This is a genomic window from Methylobacterium litchii (genome assembly GCF_038442315.1).
Lineage (GTDB): Bacteria > Pseudomonadota > Alphaproteobacteria > Rhizobiales > Beijerinckiaceae > Methylobacterium > Methylobacterium litchii.
In genome coordinates this window covers 75,679-94,176 of sequence record NZ_JBBXMY010000013.1, presented here as the reverse complement: position 1 = coordinate 94,176, position 18,498 = coordinate 75,679, and the positions used below count along the sequence as shown (strand labels likewise).

The window sequence follows — 18,498 nt, the reverse complement described above, 5'->3', positions numbered from 1 at the left end:
GGGCGCGCACGCCTCGTTGGGGAGAAAGGCCCGCGCCTACCAGAAGGAGCGCGAGACCGGCGCGGGTGCGGGGGTCCAGAGCCCCGGCTCGCCGTATTCCGGCCGACCGCCGCGACCGCCCCGGGGCGAATCGAACACGTCCATCTCCGGCTCTGCGTAACGGCGGGGATGCGGGCGGGCATGGGTCGCGTGCCGCGTCGGCGCCGCTTGGCGGGGACTGCCCTCCGCGACCTTCCTGGCGGGCTCCTTCGCCAGCTTCGCGATGGCCGGGCCACCGCCCCCCGGCAGGCCGAGGGCGGCGCGCATCGGCGCGTCGTAGCCGTAGAGGTCCGGCGCGCGGCGCAGGGAGCCGAGATCGTCCACCCAGGTGGTGAAGTAGGCGAGATGGACCGGTAGCTTCTGCGGCAGGCGGATCGTCCGCTCGCCCTTGCCGATCAGCTTCTTCAGGCGCTCCTCGCTCCAATCCGGCAGCACCGTGTCGGCGAAGCGGAACGGGTCGTCCACCCGCACGCAGCCATGGCTGAAAGCCCGCGTCGAGGCGGAGAACAGCGAGCGATTCGGGGTGTCGTGCAGGTACACCGCGTGCTGGTTCGGGAACATGAACTTGATGAAGCCGAGGGCATTCTTCTCGCCCGGCGGCTGGCGCAGGGAGATGTGGCCGCCCCGGCGGACGATCTCGTATCCGCCCCAGGTCTTGCCGCCATAGCTCGCGAGCTTCGGCGCCATCGTCTTCAGGATGGAGGGCGGCACGTACCAGGACGGGTTGACGACGGCGTATTCCATCAGCCCCGAAAAGGTCGGCGTGGGCGATTCCGCCTTGCCGACGATCACGCGGGTCTCGTCGCGGAGCTTGCTGTCCCGGAAGATGCGCAGGCGGAATTCCGGGATGTTCACCAGCACGTAATCCGGCCCGAGGGTCGGGGGCAGCCAGCGCCAACGCTCCATGTTCACGAGCAACTCGGCCTCGTCGCCGGACTTCGTCGGGCGGCCGAGATTGGCCAGCGCCGCGAGCGTGCGCTTGTTCAGCGCGCCATCCCCCGGCAGGCTACGCTCGCGCTGGAACCGCGCCACCGCGTCCGCGACGGAGGCATCGTAAAGGTCGGCCTCGCCCGGCCGGCTCTCCAGGCCAAAATGCGTCCGGAGGGCGGGCACGCGCGGGTCGCGCATCCCCGTCTTGAGGGTCGGGCCCGGCGGCAGGGTCAGCGGCTTGGCCGCCGGCACCTTCGGGCCGCGCAGGCTCGCGAGCTGTGCCTTCAGGGCGCGGTAGCCCTCGGTGGCGGGGTTGTAGGCGGCGAGCATGTCGCCGGCCTGCGGGCCCGCCTCGGCGAGTTTGGACAGCACCGCGTCGGCGGTGGGCAGATCGAGGGTCGGGGTGATGAGCCGCGAGATCGAGGACGGGTTAATCCGCCCGCCGCGCGCATCCCGCGCATAGAGTACCGCCGCCGCCGAGAGGCGCAGCTCGGCATCGGCCACGGCCTTGTCGTCGGGCTTCTCGGCGAGGGGCGGCACGGGATAGGCGCGCGGATCGAGCCCATCCTCGTCGGCCGCGCCGAGGCGCGCGGCGATGGCCTTGGCGGCCGGCGTCCAGGCGCCGTCCACGATCCAGACGGGCTTGTCGGCGCGGGCATCGTAGAAGGTCTTCATTGCCGCGCGCTCCTTCGAACCCAAGCGGGTGAGGAGCGGCGCGGAGTCGTTCAGCCGCGCGAAGACGGCGGCCGGAAGCGGCTCGGTCGGCTCGGCGGGGGCGGTGGCCGTGGGGGCCGGCGCCGGGGCGCTGTCCGGCGCGGGCTCCGGCGGCTTGTAATCGGAGACGGGGTTGGCCGGGGCGTCCTTGCCGTCGTCGCCCTTGGGCTCGGGGGTGGCGGCCACGGAGGGCTTGGCCGCCGCCTCGACGGAGGTGGAGCTCGGCTCGGGCGAGGCGGCACGGACCGGTCCGCCGGCCATCAACCCGGCGAGAAGGGCAGCCAGCGCGGCCTGGTTGGAGCGCGAGACGCGCATCGGATTCTCCACCGGCGGCCGAACTGCCGCAACCCAACGGGTAGCTGTATCCCCTTAAGCCAAGCTTTAAGCAACGCTGCCTGCGCGGAAAGCGCCCAGCCGGAGGTTGTCAGGGGCCGGTCACGGACCGGTATCCGATGGTTTCTGCTCCCGGAATGCGGCGAAGATCGGGGCCGAGACGTCGGCAACTGCAGGGATTGCTGTCGCCGACGCGGGTATACTGTCCCGGCGGCGGCGTGCGATGGCGCACGCCGTCCCCGGCTCAGACCGGTCGGGCGAGACCGGCCGCGTCGAGGGCCTGCCCCTGCCGCACGGTGAGGGCTTCCGTGGAGAAGTGCTCGATCTCCGCCTCGAACAACTGGTGGTAGTTCAGCTCGGAGCGCAGATGCAGGAACACCGCGCCGAGGCCGACCGCCGCTCGGTCCATGAAGACGAATTCCTGTGGCACCGTCACCGGCCCCCGCTCCTTCAACGCCTGATGCACCTCGAAAGCCTGCCGCCGCCCGTATTCGCCGGGCTTCACCCCGTCGGCGACGGTGCGGACCCGGTCTTCCAGCAGCGGCCCGTAGATGAACCGCGCCCAGATGTTGAGGATCTCGATCTTCTCCCGGTCGAGATCGCGGAAACCCCAGACCTCGTAGGCGTGGACGACACGGGCCTCGTCGTTCTCCAGCAGGCCGCGATAGAGATCGACCACGCCGCCGACGAAACGCGGGTGGAAGATGCGGACGCAGCCGTAATCGAGCAGGTTGATGCCCGCCGGCTCATTGCCGTCGCGGAAGATCGTGTAATTGCCGAGGTGGGGATCGCCATGGATCACCGCCGCGCGGCTGAACGGGTGCCACCACGCCTTGAACATCGCCTGGGCGATGCGGTTGCGAGTTTCCACCGACCCCTCGGTAAAGCCGAGGATCTTCTCGCCGTCGAGCCAGCTGAGACTCAGGAGGCGGCCGGTGGAGAGTTCCGGGTACACCTCCGGCACCCGCACGGCGTCGATGTCGCGCAGCACGGCGCCGTAGAGCTTCGCGTGCTTGGCCTCGCGCTCGTAATCCAACTCCTCGCGCACCCGTTCGCCGATCTCCTTGGCGATCTCGCGGGTGTCGAGCCAGGAGTTCATCCGGCGATGCAAGGCGAAGGCGACCTCAAGCTGCTTCAGGTCGGCTTCAACAGCCGATTGCATGTCCGGGTATTGGAGCTTGCAGGCGAGTTTCTGGCCATCCTTCGTGGTGGCGCGGTGGACCTGCCCCAGCGAGGCGGCGGCGGCGGGCTTCAGGTCGAAGCTGCCGAAGCGGTTCGACCAATCGGGCCCGAGTTCGGCCTGCATCCGGCGCTTCACGAAGGCTGCGCCCATGGGCGGCGCGTCGGCCTGGAGCTTCTGCAACTCGGCCGCGTATTCCGGCGGAAGCAGATCCGGCACGGTGGCAAGAAGCTGCGCCACCTTCATGATCGGCCCCTTCAGGCCGCCCAGGGCCTCCGCGAGGGCGGCGGCGTTGGTGGTGCCTTCCTTCCCGAACAGGCGCGACATGGCCATGCGCGCGGCGACGCCGCCGACATTGGCGCCGACGCTGGCATAGCGCCCGGCGCGGGCGGTGAAGCGGTTGGCTTCGCGGTCTCTGTAGGGGCTCGGCATCGGCTCGACATCTCGACTGCGTTTGACAGGGAGATAAGCCTCGCTCCCACCCACAGAAAGGCACCGAGACGCCGTAACGCGGGCGCTAGTCTTTCGGCCAGTTGTCCCGGATCCAGCGCGTGAGGCCCGCTTCGTCGATCTCGCCTGCGGCGAGGCTGCGAATCATCACCACGGCTTGTGCCTCGTCGGCCACGAACTCGATGTTGTTGAGTCCGAGGAACGTGACGAGGGCGAGCAGAGAAGCCCGCTTATTCCCGTCCACGAAGGGATGATTCTTGGCGATGCCGAACGCGTAGGCTGCTGCCAACTCGGCGAGATCGGGCTCACCATAGGCCGCCCGGTTGAGCGGACGGCCGAGGGCGGATTCGAGTGCTCCTTCGTCGCGAAGACCGGTCGGCCCGCCGAACAGACGAAGCTGCCGGCCGTGGATGGCTTGAACAAGTTCACCTGTCAGCCAGACGATTCTACTCATCGTCGTCGTTGGCGAGTTGGCCTACTTGGCGAGTTCAGAGAGGGCGTTGCGGTACGTCTTCATCGCCTTCTCGGCGATCTCCATGCCCTTCTCGAAAGTCGGGTCATAGGGCGACAGCCGCACAGACCCATCCGCGTTCTCGGTCACGTGCAGCCAATCCCCCTGCGAAAGGTTCAGCCGGCTCACGAATTCCTTCGGCAGGATCAGGCCCGTCGAGTTGCCAATCTTCTTCACCTCGATCTTCACGGCATCCTCCGCGATCCATGTTCAACTAACGTATAACGCCGCTGGAGAGACCCTGTCACCAACGAAAACGGGCGGCCCCAAAGGACCGCCCGCTGCCAGAACACTCGTAAGTCGAAGGCAGCCTTAGCGGCGCGCGCCGAGGTTGCCGAAGCGCGAGGTGAAGCGCGAGACGCGGCCACCGCGGTCGAGCATCTTCTGCTCGCCGCCGGTCCAGGCCGGATGCGTCAGCGGGTCGATGTCGAGGTTGAGCGTGTCGCCCTCGGCGCCCCAGGTGGAGCGGGTCTGGTAGACCGTGCCGTCCGTCATCGCCACCTTGATGAAGTGGTAATCCGGGTGCTCCGTCGGCGCCGACGAGCGCTTCACCTTCTCGACGCTTCTCCCCGGAGCAATCGCCGGGGCCTTGTTCACCGGTGCCTTCGCCATGACTCGTGATCCCTATTGTTCTCGCAGCCGGCGGGAGGCACGAAGGGCGCCGCCCGACCCGGATGCCACTTTAAAACGGGTCTACGCTGTTGCGTCGAACGGGGTGTTCATGGCAACCGCGCGTCGGAAGCCGACCGGGTGACGGCCCGCGGCCATTGAACACACGCAATCGGATAAGGGGCGGCGTATACCCCAGCCGTCCCGCCGGAACAAGCGTCGGGGGGAGTGAACGATGAGGCGTGATGGCCCGCAAAGGTAGAGCCGCCGCAGGCACCGCGGGTCCCGCGCGGCCGAAGGCGCCGATCAAGGCGCTGCGCCCGCTCATTCCCTTCGCCCTGCGCTATCAGGGCCGCATCGCGCTCGGCATCGCGGCTCTGGTCTGCGCCTCGGCCTCGACCCTCGTCGTGCCCATCGCCATGCGGCGGGTGATCGACCACGGCTTCACCGAGGACGGCAGCGGCGTCATCGACGCCTACTTCCTCGCCCTGCTCGGCGTGGTGCTGTGCTTCGCCCTGTCGAGCGCGGCGCGGGTCTACACCGTCGTCACCCTCGGCGAGCGCGTGGTGGCGGACCTGCGCTCCGCGGTCTTCGCCCGGCTGACGATCCTCGACCCCGCCTTCTTCGACAAGGCGCAATCCGGCGAGATCGTCTCGCGGCTCACCGCCGACGCCACGCAGATCAAGGCCGCCTTCGGCGTCTCGATCTCGATCCTGCTGCGCAACCTGTTCCTGTTCGTCGGCGCCATCGCGATGATGGTGATCACCAGCCCGAGCCTGTCCGTGCTGGTGCTCGCGGCGATCCCGGTGATCGTCTTCCCGCTCATCTTCTCCGGGCGTGGGGTGCGGCGGCGCTCGCGGGCGGCGCAGGACCGCCTCGCGGAGGCCTCGGCCTACGCGGCGGAAGCGGTCGGCGCGGTGCGCACCATGCAGGCCTTCGGGCGCTCGGCCGAGACGGCGGCACGCTTCCGCGCCGCGTCGGAAGAGGCCTACGGCGCCGCGCAGGCCTCGATCCGGGCGCGGGCCATCCTGACCGGCGTCGCGATCTTCCTCATCTCGTCCTCCGTGGTCGGGGTGATGTGGTACGGCGCGCAAGGCGTGCTGGCCCACACGATCACCGGCGGCCAGCTCTCGCAATTCGTGCTCTACGCCGTGTTCGGCGCCGGGGCGCTGGGCCAGCTCTCCGAGGTCTACGGCGACCTCGCCATGTCGGCCGGCGCCGCCGAACGGCTTACCGAGATCCTGTCCGCCGAGCCGGCGGTGAAGGCTCCCGTCCCCGCCCTGCCCCTGCCGGAGCCGGCGCGCGGCGGGGTGGAGTTCGACGCGGTGCGCTTCTCCTACCCGACGCGGCCGGACCATCTTGCCCTCGACAGGCTGAGCTTCACGGCCGCGCCCGGCGAGCGGATCGCCCTGGTCGGCCCCTCGGGGGCGGGCAAGTCGACGGTTTTGCAATTGCTCCTGCGCTTCTACGATCCCCAGGGCGGGCAAGTCCGCGTCGATGGACTCGACATCGCGACGGTCGATCCGGAGGCCCTGCGCGCCCGCATCGCCCTGGTGCCGCAGGACCCGGTGGTGTTCTCGGGCACCGTCGCGGAGAACATCCGCTACGGCCGCGCCGCCGCCACGGATGCGGAGGTGCGCCGCGCGGCGGACCTCGCCAACGCCCACGCCTTCATCGAGGCCCTGCCGCAGGGCTACGACACCCAGGTGGGCGAGCGCGGCGTGACTCTCTCCGGCGGGCAGCGGCAGCGCATCGCCATCGCCCGCGCGATCCTGAAGGACGCGCCGATCCTGCTCCTCGACGAGGCGACCTCGGCGCTCGACGCCGAATCCGAGCGCGCGGTGCAGGCGGCTTTGGGCACGCTCATGCGCGGGCGCACGACCATCGTGATCGCCCACCGCCTCGCGACGATCCGCGCGGCCGACCGCATCCTCGTCATCGATGACGGGCGGATCGTGGAATCGGGGACGCACGAGAGCCTGCTCGCCTACGGCGCGCTCTACGCGCAGCTGGCGAGCCTGCAATTCACCGATGCCCTCGACGAGACGGCCAGGGGCCGGGAGTCGGGCCGAAACCGCACGGTGCCGAGCGAGGCGGCGCAGTAGCGCGCCGCCTACCGCTCGGTCAGCTTCAATTCGATCCGGCGGTTGCGGGCATAGGCCTCGTCCGTCGTCCCCGGGTCGAGGGGCTGGAACTCGCCGAAGGCGCCCGCCAGCAGGTTCTGCGGCGGGATGCCCTTGCTGGCGAGGTACTGCACCACCGCGATGGCGCGGGCCGCCGACAGCGCCCAGTTCGACGGGAATTGCGAGGTCGCGATGGGCCGGGCATCCGTATGCCCATCCACGCGCAGCACCCAGGGCAGATCCGCCGGGATCTGCTTGGCGAGGTCGGCGATGGCGACGGCGATCCGGTCGAGTTCCGGCGCGGCCTCGGGCTTCAGCGTCGCCGAGCCGCCGGGGAATAGCACCTCCGATTGCAGGACGAAGCGGTCGCCCACCACGCGGATGTCGGAGCGGCTTCCCAGGATCTGCCGCAGGCGGCCGAAGAAGTCGGAGCGGTAGCGGGCGAGTTCCTGAACCTTCTGGGCCAGGGCCACGTTCAGGCGGCTGCCGAGTTCGGCGATGCGCGCCTGGCTTTCCCGATCGCGGGTCTCGGACGCGGCGAGCGCATCCTCCAGCGCCGCGAGTTGGCGACGCATCGCGGCGATCTGCTCGTTGAGGAGATCGACCTGCGTCAGCGCCCGCTTGGTGGCGCCGCGCTCGGCTTCCAGTTGCTTGTCGAGGGTGCCGGTCGCGCCCTGGCTGACCGTGGCGGCCTCGGCCTGGGTCTTGGCCTGATCGCGCTCGGCCTGCGCGGCGGCGAGCGTCGAGCGCAGGTCGCGCATTTCGGCCTCGTCGCCCTGCTTCTTCGAGCGTTCGAGGGCCAGGAGGTCGGTGAGGTCCGCGAGTTGGCGGTTCAGGCGGGCGAGCGTCGCGTCGCGCCCGGTCAGCTCTTGCGAGAGGAAGAACTGGCCGACCACGAAGACGGTCAGCAGGAAGACCACCGACAGCAGCAGCGTTGCCAGGGCATCGACATAGCCCGGCCAGACGTTGAGGCTGCGCCGGCTGCGGGCGGCGGTGGACGCCATCAGACGCGCTCCCGGCCGAGCCGGTCGAGCACCTGCTTCAATTCACGCTCGCGGCTGGCCTGGGCCTCCACCCAGTCGCGGATCATCTGCTGCTCGGCGCGCATGTGCTGGACGAGGCCCTGTATGCCTTCGGCGAGGTTCGTCATGGCGAGCGTCGTCGCGCGGTTGCCGCCGCTCTCGGCCATGATCGCCGCGAGGTGATCCACCGCCTCCTTCAACTCCCGCGTCGAGGGGCCGGCATAGGCGGGCGCGGCGGCGACGGGGGCGGCGAGGGTCGGCTCGGTGGCGACGCCGACGGCCATCAGCCAATCCTGCAATTCGTTGTGGAAACGTGCATGCGCCTGCCCCGCCTGCAACTCCAGGAACCCGGTGATCAGCGACGAGGCGAGGCCGAACAGCGAGGCGGAGAAGGCGAGGCCAATGCCGGAGAGCGGCACGGCGAGGCCGGATTTCAGTTCATCGAACATCACGCCGGCATCGCCGCCGCCGCGCATGCCCTTGATGACGCCGCCCACCGCTGAGAGCGTGTCGATGAGGCCCCAAAAGGTGCCGAGGAGGCCGAGCAGGATGAGGATGCCCGCAATGTAGCGCAGCATCTCGCGGCCCTCGTCGAGGCGGGCGGCGATGGTGTCGAGCACCAGTCCCGTGCCGGGGACGGGGTTGCCGCCGGTGCGGGCGGCGATGGCGCGGGACAGCGGCTTGAGCAGGAGCGCGGGCTTGCGCGCGGTCTCGCCCGCCGCCGCCGCGTTGACGAAGGCGACCTCCCGCGAGAGCCGCATCACCTGCCCGAAGGCGATGATGACCGCGATGAGCAGCACGCCGAGGATCAGGCCGTTCAGGCCGGGATTGGCCAGGAAGGCCGGCGTGATCTGCTTGAACAGGATGAAGGCGAGAAATCCGACGAGGGCGAGGAAGATCACCATCCGCGCCAGGTAGATTCCGGGCTTAGAGAGCGGCCTGTACTGGGTTTCGCGGGTATCGCGCGCAGCCATCGGTCGGTCTTGCTCAGTGAGTAAAAGTGCCGGTCGCGGATTGCCGGGTTCGTGGGCACTCTGGCGACATGCCGATGCCCAATCAAGTCGCGCTCTTTCCCCCGGTGCCCGCGTTCAACCCGTAGCCCCGGAAGCGTTCGACCGTCTCGGTGATCTCCGCGTCGGAGAGAATCTGCGGCGCCCCGATCTGAAGGGCTACCGCGTATTGCTGGCACAGGGTCTCGAGTTCCTGTGCCAGCCACAGGGCACGGCGCAGATCGGAGCCGGCGGCGATCATGCCGTGGTTGGCGAGGAGACAGCAGGAGCGGCCCTCCAGCGCCTCCAGGGCGAGCCGCGACAGGGCCTCGGTGCCATAGGGGGCGTAAGGCGCGCAGCGCACGTCCGGCCCGCCGAAGGCCGCGATCATGTAATGCACCGCCGGGATCGCCTTCCCGCACAGGGCGAAGGCGGTGGAATAGATCGGGTGCGCATGGACCACGGCGCCGACCTCCGGCCGCGCGGCGAGGATGTCGCGGTGGAAGCGCCATTCCGAGGACGGCTTCAGGCCCTCCGGATAGGTCCCGTCGAGCCCCATCGGCACGATGCCCTCCGGGGTGAGGTCGGCGGTCGGGACGCCCGACGGGGTGATGAGCAGCCCCCCGCCGAAGCGGCACGAGACGTTGCCCGACGTGCCCCGGTTGAGCCCCATCGCGTCGAGGTCCCGCGCGGCCGCGACCACGCCCTCCCGTGCCTGCCGCTCCTGCGCGTCCATTCCGATCCTCCGGTATGCGGCGGCTCGCGCGGGAAGTGCTGCCGCCCGGCCACTACCTGTGAAACTTTGTGCTTTCGCCTATTCCCCAGGGCGCCTTTGGTCTAGGCCGGTCTTGGTCTCATGGAACACGTGACCTGATCGCAGGACGGCCGGACGAGGCATGGCGAATTCTGAACCGCTGAGCGTGAAGCCGATCGTCGTCAGTTCGAGCCTTCGGACCCTCGCCTACGAGGCGCTGAAGGCGGCGATCACCAAGATGGACATCTACGGGCGGTCGGACGAGATCCGCCTGGACGAACGCAAGCTCTCGCAAGACCTTGGCGTGAGCCGCACCCCCGTGCGGGAGGCCCTGACCGTGCTTGAACAGGAGGGCTTCGTGCGCTCCGAGGCGCGGCGCGGCGTCTTCGTCATCCGCAAGAGCAAGCGCGAGATCGTGGGGATGATCCAGGCCTGGGCGGCCCTGGAGAGCATGGCCGCGCGCCTCGCCTGCACACGGGCTAGCGACACGCAGCTGCAGGACCTGCGGGACGGCTTCCCGGAATTCTACACCGGCAAGCCGGCCGAACACATCGACGAATACTCGGATGCGAACATCCGCTTCCACCAGACCATCATCCGCCTCGGCCATTGCGAGGCGATCACCGAACTGACCGGCAACCTGCTGATGCATGTGCGGGCGATCCGCAACGCCTCGCTGCGCCAGGGCGAGCGGGCCGAAAGCTCGATCCGCGAGCATCAAGCGATCATCGCCGCCCTGCAGGCGCGGGACACGGAACGGGCCGAGCGGTTGGTCCGCGACCACGGCCTCGGCCTCGCCCACCACGTGGACCTGTACGGCGACTATCTCGGCTAGGCCGAAAGCCGGACCGGCAGTTAAGCGTCCCCAACCCGCAGCAGAAATCGGCAACCACCACACGCGAAAGCTGTGCAGCTTGTCCGTGCGGCGGTAACGCGCGACCTCCTCCCAAATAAGCGGCCGCCGTAAGATAACTCCTCGGTCGGCGGGGGGAGCAGGCTATGAGCACATCGTCACATTCGTAGAGGCGACATACTTCCCATCCGCGCGAAAGAGGAAGATGGTTAAGGTGTCGATAAGGCGATCGTGCTAATGCCAAAGAACCGGCGGCCACCTTCAGACTCACGAGGTTCGCGTGTCTCCGTCTCCGGACAGACCGCTTCCTCCGGCGAGTGATGCGTTCGTCCTGCTGGTCTCCGACCGGCCCACCGAGCGAGCCGCGCTGGCCCGTGCCATCGCGTTCGTCACCGCCTGCCGCGCGCATGCCCCCGGGGAATCCCCCGCGCGGGGTCGCCCGGTCCTGGCGGTGCTCGACCTCGCTCCCCCCGCCCTGACGGACTGGACCCGCCGGCTCGACGTCTTCACCCCCGCCGTGCCCCGCATCGTCCTCGCCCGTGGCGAGGGCGTGAAGCGGGACGCCAACACCATCGTCCTGCCGGCCGGCGCCTCGCGGGAGGTGATCCTCACCAAGACCTTCGCGCTGATCGAGGCCGCCAGCCGGGCGGCGGCGGCGCGGGCCCGCCGTCTGAACGAGCGGGCGCAGGCGGCCAGGAGCATCGTCACCGACCTGTTCGACAGCGCCGCCCTCGGCGGGACGCTGGCGCCGGGCGATGTCGACAGAGGCACCGAAACGGTGCTCGCGGCCGTCTCGGAGGCCGGCATCTCGGCCTGGCTCGCGGAGCTATGGCGCCACGACGCGGGCGTCTACGAGCATACGTTGAGTGTCGCAGGGCTCTGCGCGGCCTTCGGCGGACGGATCGGCCTGTCGCGCACCGACCTCGCCCGGTTGGCGCGGGCGAGCCTGCTGCACGACCTCGGCAAGGCGCGCATCCCGAAGGAGATCCTCGACAAGCCGGGGCGCCTCGACAGCAACGAGTTGCGGCTGATGCGCCGCCACCCGGAGATCGGCGCCTCGCTCCTCATCGCGCAGGGCGGCTTCGATGACGAGGTGATCGACGTCGTCCGCCACCATCACGAACGGATCGACGGCACCGGCTATCCCGACCGGCTGAAGGGCAAGCAGATCAGCGATCTCGTGCGCATCGTCGCGATCTGCGACGTGTTCTCCGCCCTCACCGAGCGACGCGCCTACCGTCAGCCCGCGAGACCCGCCGAGGCGCTGGCGATCATGGTCGAGACGCCGGGCCATCTCGATCAGGCGCTGCTTTCGGCCTTCGCGCCGTCGATGCTGGCCTGCGAGCCCTACGTCACCTGAACCGGCGTGGCCCCCGCGCCACGGCCGGGCGGCGCACGTCATCGCTCGCCCGATCCGCCGTGCTTTCGCCGCAAGGGACCGGGAGGGACGCGCATCGCATTCGCTCAGCAGCCGATCCCGTGACGCCAACCCGCTTCCTGATCCTCGCCCTCACCCTGTTGTCCCTCGCCGGCTGCGGACGTTTCTCCCCCACGGAGGAGCCATCCGCGCGCTATCCCACCAAGACGACCCTGCTCGATGAGGTCGCCGCCGCCGCCGCGATCTCGGCCTACCGCGCGCAGCACGGCTTGAGCCCGGTGGTGGTCGATTCCGGTCTCGTGAAGGCCGCCGCCTTCCAGGCCGGGAACAATGCCCGCCACGGGCAGCTGAGCCACGATGTCGGCGGCAGCTTCACCTCGCGCATGGGCGCGGCGGGCCTCGCGCGGTCCTATGCCGCCGAGAACCTGAGCGCCGGCTCGGAGACCTTCGAGCAGGTCTTCGCCCGCTGGAAGAACTCGCCCGAGCACAACAAGAACATGCTGATCCCGCAGATCCGCCGGATCGGCATCGCCCGCGTGGACGCGCCGGACACCCGCTACAAGCGGTTCTGGGCGCTGGTGATGGCGGGCGGCTAGCCCGTCACTCCGTCCGGTTCGGCTCCACGACGTTGCCGGTGCCGTTGTCCCGGTTGTCGAGGCTGCTGCCGAACGGGTAGCCGGAATCGGCTCCGCAGTGGATGTCCCACCCGTTGCGGGAATTCACGACGATCGGCGCGGCGAAGAAGCCCGCCCCGCTGAAAGTGTTGCCGGTGACGACGTTGTCGGACGGCGTCTGGTGGCGCACCGTGCCGCCCTCCCCGCAATTGCGGTAGAGGCGCACCCCGCCCTCCCCATGCAAGGCGAAGCGGTTGCCGGTGATCCGGTTGCGGGCCGAACCATCAACCGCGATGATCTCGCGGCCGGTCCGGATGTCGAAGGTGTTGTCGGCGATCACGTTGTCCGCGCTTTCGGCATCGAGATAGACCGCCGTCGCGGATGACGTGCCGGTGATCGTGGAGCCGCGCAGGGTAAAGCCCGTCACCCCCGGCCCGAGATAGACCGGGATACGGCCGAAGGCGGTGATCGTCGCATCGAGGATGCTCACGCGGGTCGGCGCGGCGGCCTGGGCCCGCTCGGTATGGCCGAGGCTGTGGGACGAGTCGCGCATCCGCTCGCCCTGCCCGTTCATGCCCATGCCCCAGATGCGGACATGGCCGAGGATGGCGCAGCCCCGGAGGGTGATGCCCTCCGGCCGGTCCCAGCGGGACGAGCCCGGCGCGGGCGGGCGAGAGCGGATCTCCACCGCGAAGTCGAGGAGGCCCGTCCCGGCCTCTCCCGGCCCGATGGCGCCGCCGTCGCAGGCGACGGTGACGCCCGAGGCCGCCGAGCCTTCGAGGAGCAGGCGCTTCGTTACCCGCTCCCCCGGCGCGAGGCGCAGGGAGCAGGTGAGGCTCGCCACGTCGTCCCCCGGCCGGCGGGGGGCGAGAATGCGGGCGCGGGTCGCCGCGTCGCATTCCGGCGCCGGGCGCACGAGCGCGGGGGGCGGGCTGGCGTCCATGTAAGGGGTCAATCCGCCGGGGCGAGATCGACGATGCGGACCTGCGCCCGCTCGGCGCCGCGCCACTGGTCCCGCGAGAGCGTGCCCGCGACGTGGACCTCGCGGCCGATGCTGTCGAGGATCGCCCGGCCGAGGGGGCGCTCGGCGGCGCGGAAGCAGATGGCGCCCACCGCCTGCCCGTCGCGGCTGCGCAGCCGCGCGCGGACATGCCCCGTCCCGACGATGCCGGCATCCACGATCCGGTGCCGCGCCAGGGCGAAAAGCGGCTCCGGTGCGCCCTGCCCGAACGGACCCGCCCGCTGGAGCAGCCGCACGGTCTCGGCCGTGGCGCCCCCGGCGCTGAGCGTGCCGTCGAGGAGCAGGGCATCCGACGCGCGGGCCTTCTCCACCGCCGCCCCGAGATGGGTCGAGAGATGCCGGCCGAAGGCAGTGATCGCGTCGCCGTCGAGGGTGACGCCCGCCGCCATGGCATGGCCGCCGCCCTTGCGCGCCGTGCCGGCCTCGACGCAGGCGCGCACCGCATGGCCCAGATCGACGCCGGGCACCGAGCGCCCTGACCCCGTGGCGCTGCCGTCCGGCCGGATCGCAAAGGCGAAGGCCGGGCGGCCGAACCGCTCCTTGAGCCGCGCGGCCACGAGGCCGACGATGCCGGGGTGCCACTCGGTCTTGCCGATGACGAGGACCGGCAGGGCCGGATCCTCTGTCAGCGCCTTGTCCATCTCGGCCTCGGCCTCAGCGACGGCCAGCGCCTCGATGGCCTGCCGCTCGCGGTTCAGCCGGTCGAGATCGACCGCGATCCGCGCCGCCTCGGCCGCGTCGCGGGTGGAGAGCAGCCGCGCGCCGAGCCCGGCATCGCCGATCCGCCCGCCCGCGTTGATGCGCGGCCCCAGGACGAAGCCGAGATGCCACGCCTCCGGGGGCTCCGACAGCGACGAGGCATCGAGAAGCGCCGCGAGGCCGGTGCGTCCGCGATGGCGCATCACCGACAGGCCCTGCACCACGAAGGCGCGGTTCAGGTCGCGCAGGGGCACCACATCGGCCACGGTGGCCAGAGCCACGAGGTCGAGGCAATCGGTGAGGCGTGGCTCCGGCCGCTCGGATGTGAAGAAGCCCTCGATCCGCAGGAGGCGGTTCAGGGCCACGAGGGTGAGGAACACCACCCCCGCCGCGCAGAGATGGCCGAGGCCGGAGAGGTCGTCCTGCCGGTTCGGGTTCACCACCGCATGGACCTGCGGCAGGATCTCCGAGGCGGCGTGGTGATCGAGGACGATGACGTCGAGGCCGTTGCGCGCCGCCTGTTCCAGGGGGCCGTGGCCGCTCGTGCCGCAATCGACGCAGACGAGGACCCGCGCGCCCTCGGCGGCGAGCGCCGCGATGGCGCCCTCGTTCGGGCCGTAGCCCTCCGCGATCCGATCGGGGATATGGACGGGCACGGTCAACCCGAGGCCGCGAAGGTATTCCGCGAGCATCGCCGCGCTCGCAGCACCGTCCACGTCGTAATCGCCGAACACCGCCACCCGCTCGCCCTCGCGCACGGCGCGGGCGAGGCGGCGCACCGCCGGCTGCATGTCGAGGAGGGTGTCGGGGTCCGGCATCAGGTCACGCAGGCGCGGCGCCAGGAAGGCGTCGGCCGCGTCGGGGCGCACGCCGCGCCCGGCCAGCACGCGGGCCAGGAGTTCCGGCAGGGCGTGGGCCTGGACCATCCGTGCGATGGCGAGATCGCTGTCGAGGCCCGCGCAGCGCGTCGCCCAGCGCCGCCCCGTGACGGAGCAGTCGACGCCGAGGAGGGAGGCGGGTTCGATCAGGGCTGAGGCGGCAGACACGGGCGCATCCTACACCGCCGGCCGGGGCAATGCTGTGGCACCCTCACACGAAAAAGGGGCGGGCTCATCGCCCGCCCCCCGGTTCCGTCCCTGTCGGGCGGTCAGAACGCCTTGAGGATCTGGTCGACCACCTTCTTGGCGTCGCCGAACAGCATCATCGTGTTGTCGCGGAAGAACACCTCGTTCTCCACGCCCGCGTAGCCCGAGCCCATGCCGCGCTTGATGAACAGCACGGTCTTGGCCTTCTCCACGTCGAGGATCGGCATGCCGTAGATCGGCGAGGCCTTGTCCGTCTTGGCGGCCGGGTTGGTGACGTCGTTGGCGCCGATCACGAAGGCCACGTCGGCCTGCGGGAACTCGCCGTTGATGTCCTCAAGCTCGAACACCTCGTCGTAGGGCACGTTCGCCTCGGCGAGCAGCACGTTCATGTGGCCCGGCATCCGGCCCGCCACCGGGTGGATGGCGTACTTCACGTCCACGCCTTCCTTCTTCAGCATGTCGGCCATCTCGCGCAGGCTGTGCTGCGCCTGGGCGACCGCCATGCCGTAGCCGGGGACGATGATGACGCGCTCGGCGTTCTTCATGATGTAGGCCGCGTCGTCCGACGAGCCCTGCTTCACGGGACGCGTCTCGACCTGCCCACCGCCGGCCGCCGCGGCGGCATCACCGCCGAAACCGCCGAGGATGACCGAGATGAACGAGCGGTTCATCGCGTGGCACATGATGTACGACAGGATCGCGCCCGAGGAGCCGACCAGCGAGCCCGTGATGATGAGCGCGAGGTTGCCCAGGGTGAAGCCGATGCCGGCCGCCGCCCAACCCGAGTAGGAGTTGAGCATCGACACGACGACGGGCATGTCGGCGCCGCCGATCGGGATGATGATCAGGCCGCCGAGCACCAGCGAGGCGAGGATGATCAGCCAGAAGATGGCCTTCGACTCGGTGCCGATGAACAGGGCGATCAGCAGCACGAGGCCGGCGGCGAGCAGCGCGTTGATGAGGTGGCGCTGCGGCAGCATGATCGGCTTGCCGGACATGCGGCCGTCGAGCTTCGCGAAGGCGATGACCGAGCCGGTGAAGGTGATGGCGCCGATGGCGACACCGAGGCCCATCTCGAACAGCGACTGCTTGTGGAAGTGGCCGTTCTCGATGATGCCGAAGGCCTGCGGGGCGTAGAGGGCGCCCGCCGCCACGAACACCGCCGCGAGGCCGACCAGCGAGTGGAAGGCCGCGACGAGCTGCGGCATGGCGGTCATCGGCACGCGCTTGGCGATCACCGCACCCGCGCCGCCGCCGATGCCGAGGCCCAGCAGCACGAGGATCCAGGCGCCGAAGCCGGCCGGCGGATGGCCGACCAGGGTGGTCAGGATGGCCAGCCCCATGCCGACCATGCCGTACATGTTGCCCTGGCGGGAGGTGGTCGGGTGCGAGAGCCCCCGCAGCGCCATGATGAACAGGACGCCGGCGACGATGTAGAGGAGTGAGGAGACGTTCTCGGACACCGGCTCAGCCCTTCTTCTTGTACATGCCGAGCATGCGCTGCGTGACGAGGAAGCCCCCGAAGATGTTCACGCTGGCCAGCACGATGCCGATGAAGCCGAAGAAGCGGGCGACGCCCGTGCCCTTCTCGATGAGCGGCACGCCCACGGCGAGGAGCGCGCCGACGATGATCACCGACGAGATCGCGTTGGTGACGGACATCAGCGGCGTGTGGAGCGCCGGGGTCACCGACCACACGACGTAGTAGCCGACGAAGATCGCCAGCACGAAGATCGCGAGCCGGAAGACGGTGGGATCGACCGCGCCGCCGGTGGCGGCGGCCACGCCGTGGCCCATGCCGTCGGCGATGACCTGCGCCTGATCGGCGGCGTTACGGGCGACGGCGGCGGCGGCACGGGCCGCATCGGCCAGGACGCGGGCCTGATCGGCCGCCTGGTCGGGAGGAACGACGACAACGTTTGCCATGACAGGAATCCCCTCGACGGATCAGGCGGCGCCGGTAGCCGGGGACTTGCCCGGCTCCGACTTGGCCAGGCCGACCGCGCCGGCCTCGGAGGCGGCGCCGTCGGTCTTCGGCTGGAAGGAGGCGTGAACGACGGACCCGTCGCGGGTGAGGTTGGTGGCCTTCACCAGTTCATCGTCCCACTTGATCGCCAGAGCCTTGGACTCCTTGTCGACCAGGGTCTCGATGAAGGCGTAGAGGTTGCGGGCGTAGAGGCTCGACGCCGTGGCGGCGAGGCGACCCGGCACGTTGAGGTGCCCGACGATCTTCACGCCCTTGTCGGTGACGACGATCTCGCCCGGCTTCGCGCCGACGACGTTGCCGCCGCGCTCCACCGCGAGGTCCACCAGCACCGAGCCCGGCTTCATCGAGGCGACCATCTCCTCGGAGACGAGCTTCGGCGCCGGGCGACCCGGGATGAGGGCCGTGGTGATGACGATGTCCTGCTTGGCGATGTGGCCCTTCACCAGATCGGCCTGCTTCTTCTGGTAATCGGCCGACATCTCCTTGGCGTAGCCGCCGGAGGTCTCCGCCTGCTTGAACTCCTCGTCCTCGACGGCGACGAACTTCGCGCCGAGCGATTCGACCTGCTCCTTCGTGGCGGGGCGCACGTCGGTGGCGGTCACGACCGCGCCCATGCGGCGGGCGGTGGCGATGGCCTGGAGGCCGGCGACGCCGACACCCATCACGAAGACGCGGGCCGCCGGCACGGTGCCGGCCGCCGTCATCATCATCGGCATGGCGCGGCCGTATTCGGAAGCGCCGTCCACCACGGCGCGGTAGCCGGCGAGGTTCGCCTGCGAGGACAGCACGTCCATCACCTGCGCGCGGGTAATGCGGGGCATCAGCTCCATCGCGAAGGCATTGACGCCTGCGTCGGCGATGTCCTTCAGGGCCGCCTCGTTGCCGTAGGGGTCCATGATGGCGACCACGGTGGCGCCGCGCCGGAGATGCGGAAGCTCTTCCTTGGCGGGGCGGCGGACCTTCAGGATGAGGTCGGCGTCACGGGCGGCCTCCTCGGCGCTCGACGCGACGGTGGCGCCGGCCGCTTCGTATTCGCTGTCCAGGATACCGGCGCGGGTGCCGGCCCCGGATTCGACCACCACGTCGGCGCCGAGCGCCTTGAATTTCTTCACCGTCTCCGGCACCGCCGCGACCCGCGGTTCCGCGGAGTCCCTTTCGGACAGCACAGCGATGCGCATGCGTCGACCCTCAGACAAAAGCGTGTGAC

17 protein-coding genes are annotated in these 18,498 nt (G+C 70.0%); 4 read left to right on the top strand and 13 right to left on the bottom strand.

Annotated features, from left to right (window positions below):
• Positions 1-36 precede the first annotated feature (36 nt).
• The 5 genes from AAHF99_RS20670 to rpmE form a co-directional block, all read right to left on the bottom strand.
• Entirely contained in the window at positions 37-1,998 is a 1,962-nt protein-coding gene (locus AAHF99_RS20670; RefSeq protein ID WP_342166349.1) for a L,D-transpeptidase family protein, read from the bottom strand.
• A gap of 262 nt (positions 1,999-2,260) precedes the next feature.
• Positions 2,261-3,628, bottom strand: a complete 1,368-nt coding sequence (locus AAHF99_RS20665) for an ABC1 kinase family protein (RefSeq protein ID WP_342166348.1) — start codon at positions 3,626-3,628, stop codon at positions 2,261-2,263.
• 85 nt (positions 3,629-3,713) lie between these two features.
• Complete coding sequence (locus AAHF99_RS20660) at positions 3,714-4,100, bottom strand: type II toxin-antitoxin system death-on-curing family toxin (RefSeq protein WP_342166347.1); 387 nt, start codon at positions 4,098-4,100, stop codon at positions 3,714-3,716.
• A gap of 21 nt (positions 4,101-4,121) precedes the next feature.
• Positions 4,122-4,346: an AbrB/MazE/SpoVT family DNA-binding domain-containing protein gene (locus tag AAHF99_RS20655; protein ID WP_243958330.1), complete on the bottom strand. Its 225-nt coding sequence runs from the start codon at positions 4,344-4,346 to the stop codon at positions 4,122-4,124.
• Between the two features lie 123 nt (positions 4,347-4,469).
• Positions 4,470-4,709: a 50S ribosomal protein L31 gene (gene rpmE / locus AAHF99_RS20650; RefSeq protein ID WP_313898773.1), complete on the bottom strand. Its 240-nt coding sequence runs from the start codon at positions 4,707-4,709 to the stop codon at positions 4,470-4,472.
• A 302-nt stretch (positions 4,710-5,011) separates the two neighbouring features.
• Between rpmE and AAHF99_RS20645 the strand changes: the two genes are divergently transcribed.
• Entirely contained in the window at positions 5,012-6,871 is a 1,860-nt protein-coding gene (locus AAHF99_RS20645) for an ABC transporter transmembrane domain-containing protein (protein ID WP_342166346.1), read from the top strand.
• 8 nt (positions 6,872-6,879) lie between these two features.
• Here the strand turns inward: AAHF99_RS20645 and AAHF99_RS20640 are convergent, their stop codons facing one another.
• The 3 genes from AAHF99_RS20640 to AAHF99_RS20630 form a co-directional block, all read right to left on the bottom strand.
• Positions 6,880-7,893, bottom strand: coding sequence for a peptidoglycan -binding protein (locus AAHF99_RS20640; RefSeq protein ID WP_342166345.1), 1,014 nt, complete (start codon positions 7,891-7,893; stop codon positions 6,880-6,882).
• Positions 7,893-8,885 carry a flagellar motor protein MotA gene (locus AAHF99_RS20635; protein WP_342166344.1) on the bottom strand — a complete coding sequence of 331 codons (993 nt, stop codon included), beginning with the start codon at positions 8,883-8,885 and terminating at the stop codon, positions 7,893-7,895. The genes AAHF99_RS20640 and AAHF99_RS20635 overlap by 1 nt, the downstream gene beginning before the upstream one ends.
• Positions 8,886-8,967: 82 nt before the next feature.
• Positions 8,968-9,636 carry a class II aldolase/adducin family protein gene (locus AAHF99_RS20630; RefSeq protein WP_342166342.1) on the bottom strand — a complete coding sequence of 223 codons (669 nt, stop codon included), beginning with the start codon at positions 9,634-9,636 and terminating at the stop codon, positions 8,968-8,970.
• Positions 9,637-9,796: 160 nt separating this feature from the next.
• On the opposite strand from AAHF99_RS20630, the gene AAHF99_RS20625 reads away from it, so the two are divergent.
• The 3 genes from AAHF99_RS20625 (at position 9,797) to AAHF99_RS20615 (ending at position 12,481) form a co-directional block, all read left to right on the top strand.
• Positions 9,797-10,489 (top strand): GntR family transcriptional regulator, encoded by a 693-nt coding sequence (locus tag AAHF99_RS20625; RefSeq protein ID WP_342166341.1) that lies wholly within the window; start codon positions 9,797-9,799, stop codon positions 10,487-10,489.
• Positions 10,490-10,787: 298 nt separating this feature from the next.
• Positions 10,788-11,867: an HD-GYP domain-containing protein gene (locus tag AAHF99_RS20620; protein WP_342166339.1), complete on the top strand. Its 1,080-nt coding sequence runs from the start codon at positions 10,788-10,790 to the stop codon at positions 11,865-11,867.
• Between the two features lie 119 nt (positions 11,868-11,986).
• Complete coding sequence (locus tag AAHF99_RS20615; protein ID WP_342166338.1) at positions 11,987-12,481, top strand: CAP domain-containing protein; 495 nt, start codon at positions 11,987-11,989, stop codon at positions 12,479-12,481.
• A 4-nt stretch (positions 12,482-12,485) separates the two neighbouring features.
• On the opposite strand, the gene AAHF99_RS20610 is transcribed toward AAHF99_RS20615, so the two are convergent.
• From AAHF99_RS20610 to AAHF99_RS20590, 5 genes are all read right to left on the bottom strand, one after another.
• The gene (locus AAHF99_RS20610; RefSeq protein ID WP_342166337.1) at positions 12,486-13,442 is read right to left on the bottom strand and encodes a right-handed parallel beta-helix repeat-containing protein; all 957 of its coding nucleotides are present in this window, start codon (positions 13,440-13,442) and stop codon (positions 12,486-12,488) included.
• A gap of 8 nt (positions 13,443-13,450) precedes the next feature.
• A complete protein-coding gene (gene recJ, locus AAHF99_RS20605) occupies positions 13,451-15,265 on the bottom strand; it encodes a single-stranded-DNA-specific exonuclease RecJ (protein WP_412759922.1) in 1,815 nt (604 codons plus the stop codon).
• Positions 15,266-15,366: 101 nt separating this feature from the next.
• A complete protein-coding gene (locus AAHF99_RS20600; protein ID WP_342166336.1) occupies positions 15,367-16,767 on the bottom strand; it encodes an NAD(P)(+) transhydrogenase (Re/Si-specific) subunit beta in 1,401 nt (466 codons plus the stop codon).
• Between the two features lie 4 nt (positions 16,768-16,771).
• Complete coding sequence (locus tag AAHF99_RS20595) at positions 16,772-17,230, bottom strand: proton-translocating transhydrogenase family protein (RefSeq protein WP_238204817.1); 459 nt, start codon at positions 17,228-17,230, stop codon at positions 16,772-16,774.
• 21 nt (positions 17,231-17,251) lie between these two features.
• Positions 17,252-18,469 carry a Re/Si-specific NAD(P)(+) transhydrogenase subunit alpha gene (locus AAHF99_RS20590; protein WP_342166335.1) on the bottom strand — a complete coding sequence of 406 codons (1,218 nt, stop codon included), beginning with the start codon at positions 18,467-18,469 and terminating at the stop codon, positions 17,252-17,254.
• Positions 18,470-18,498 lie beyond the last annotated feature (29 nt).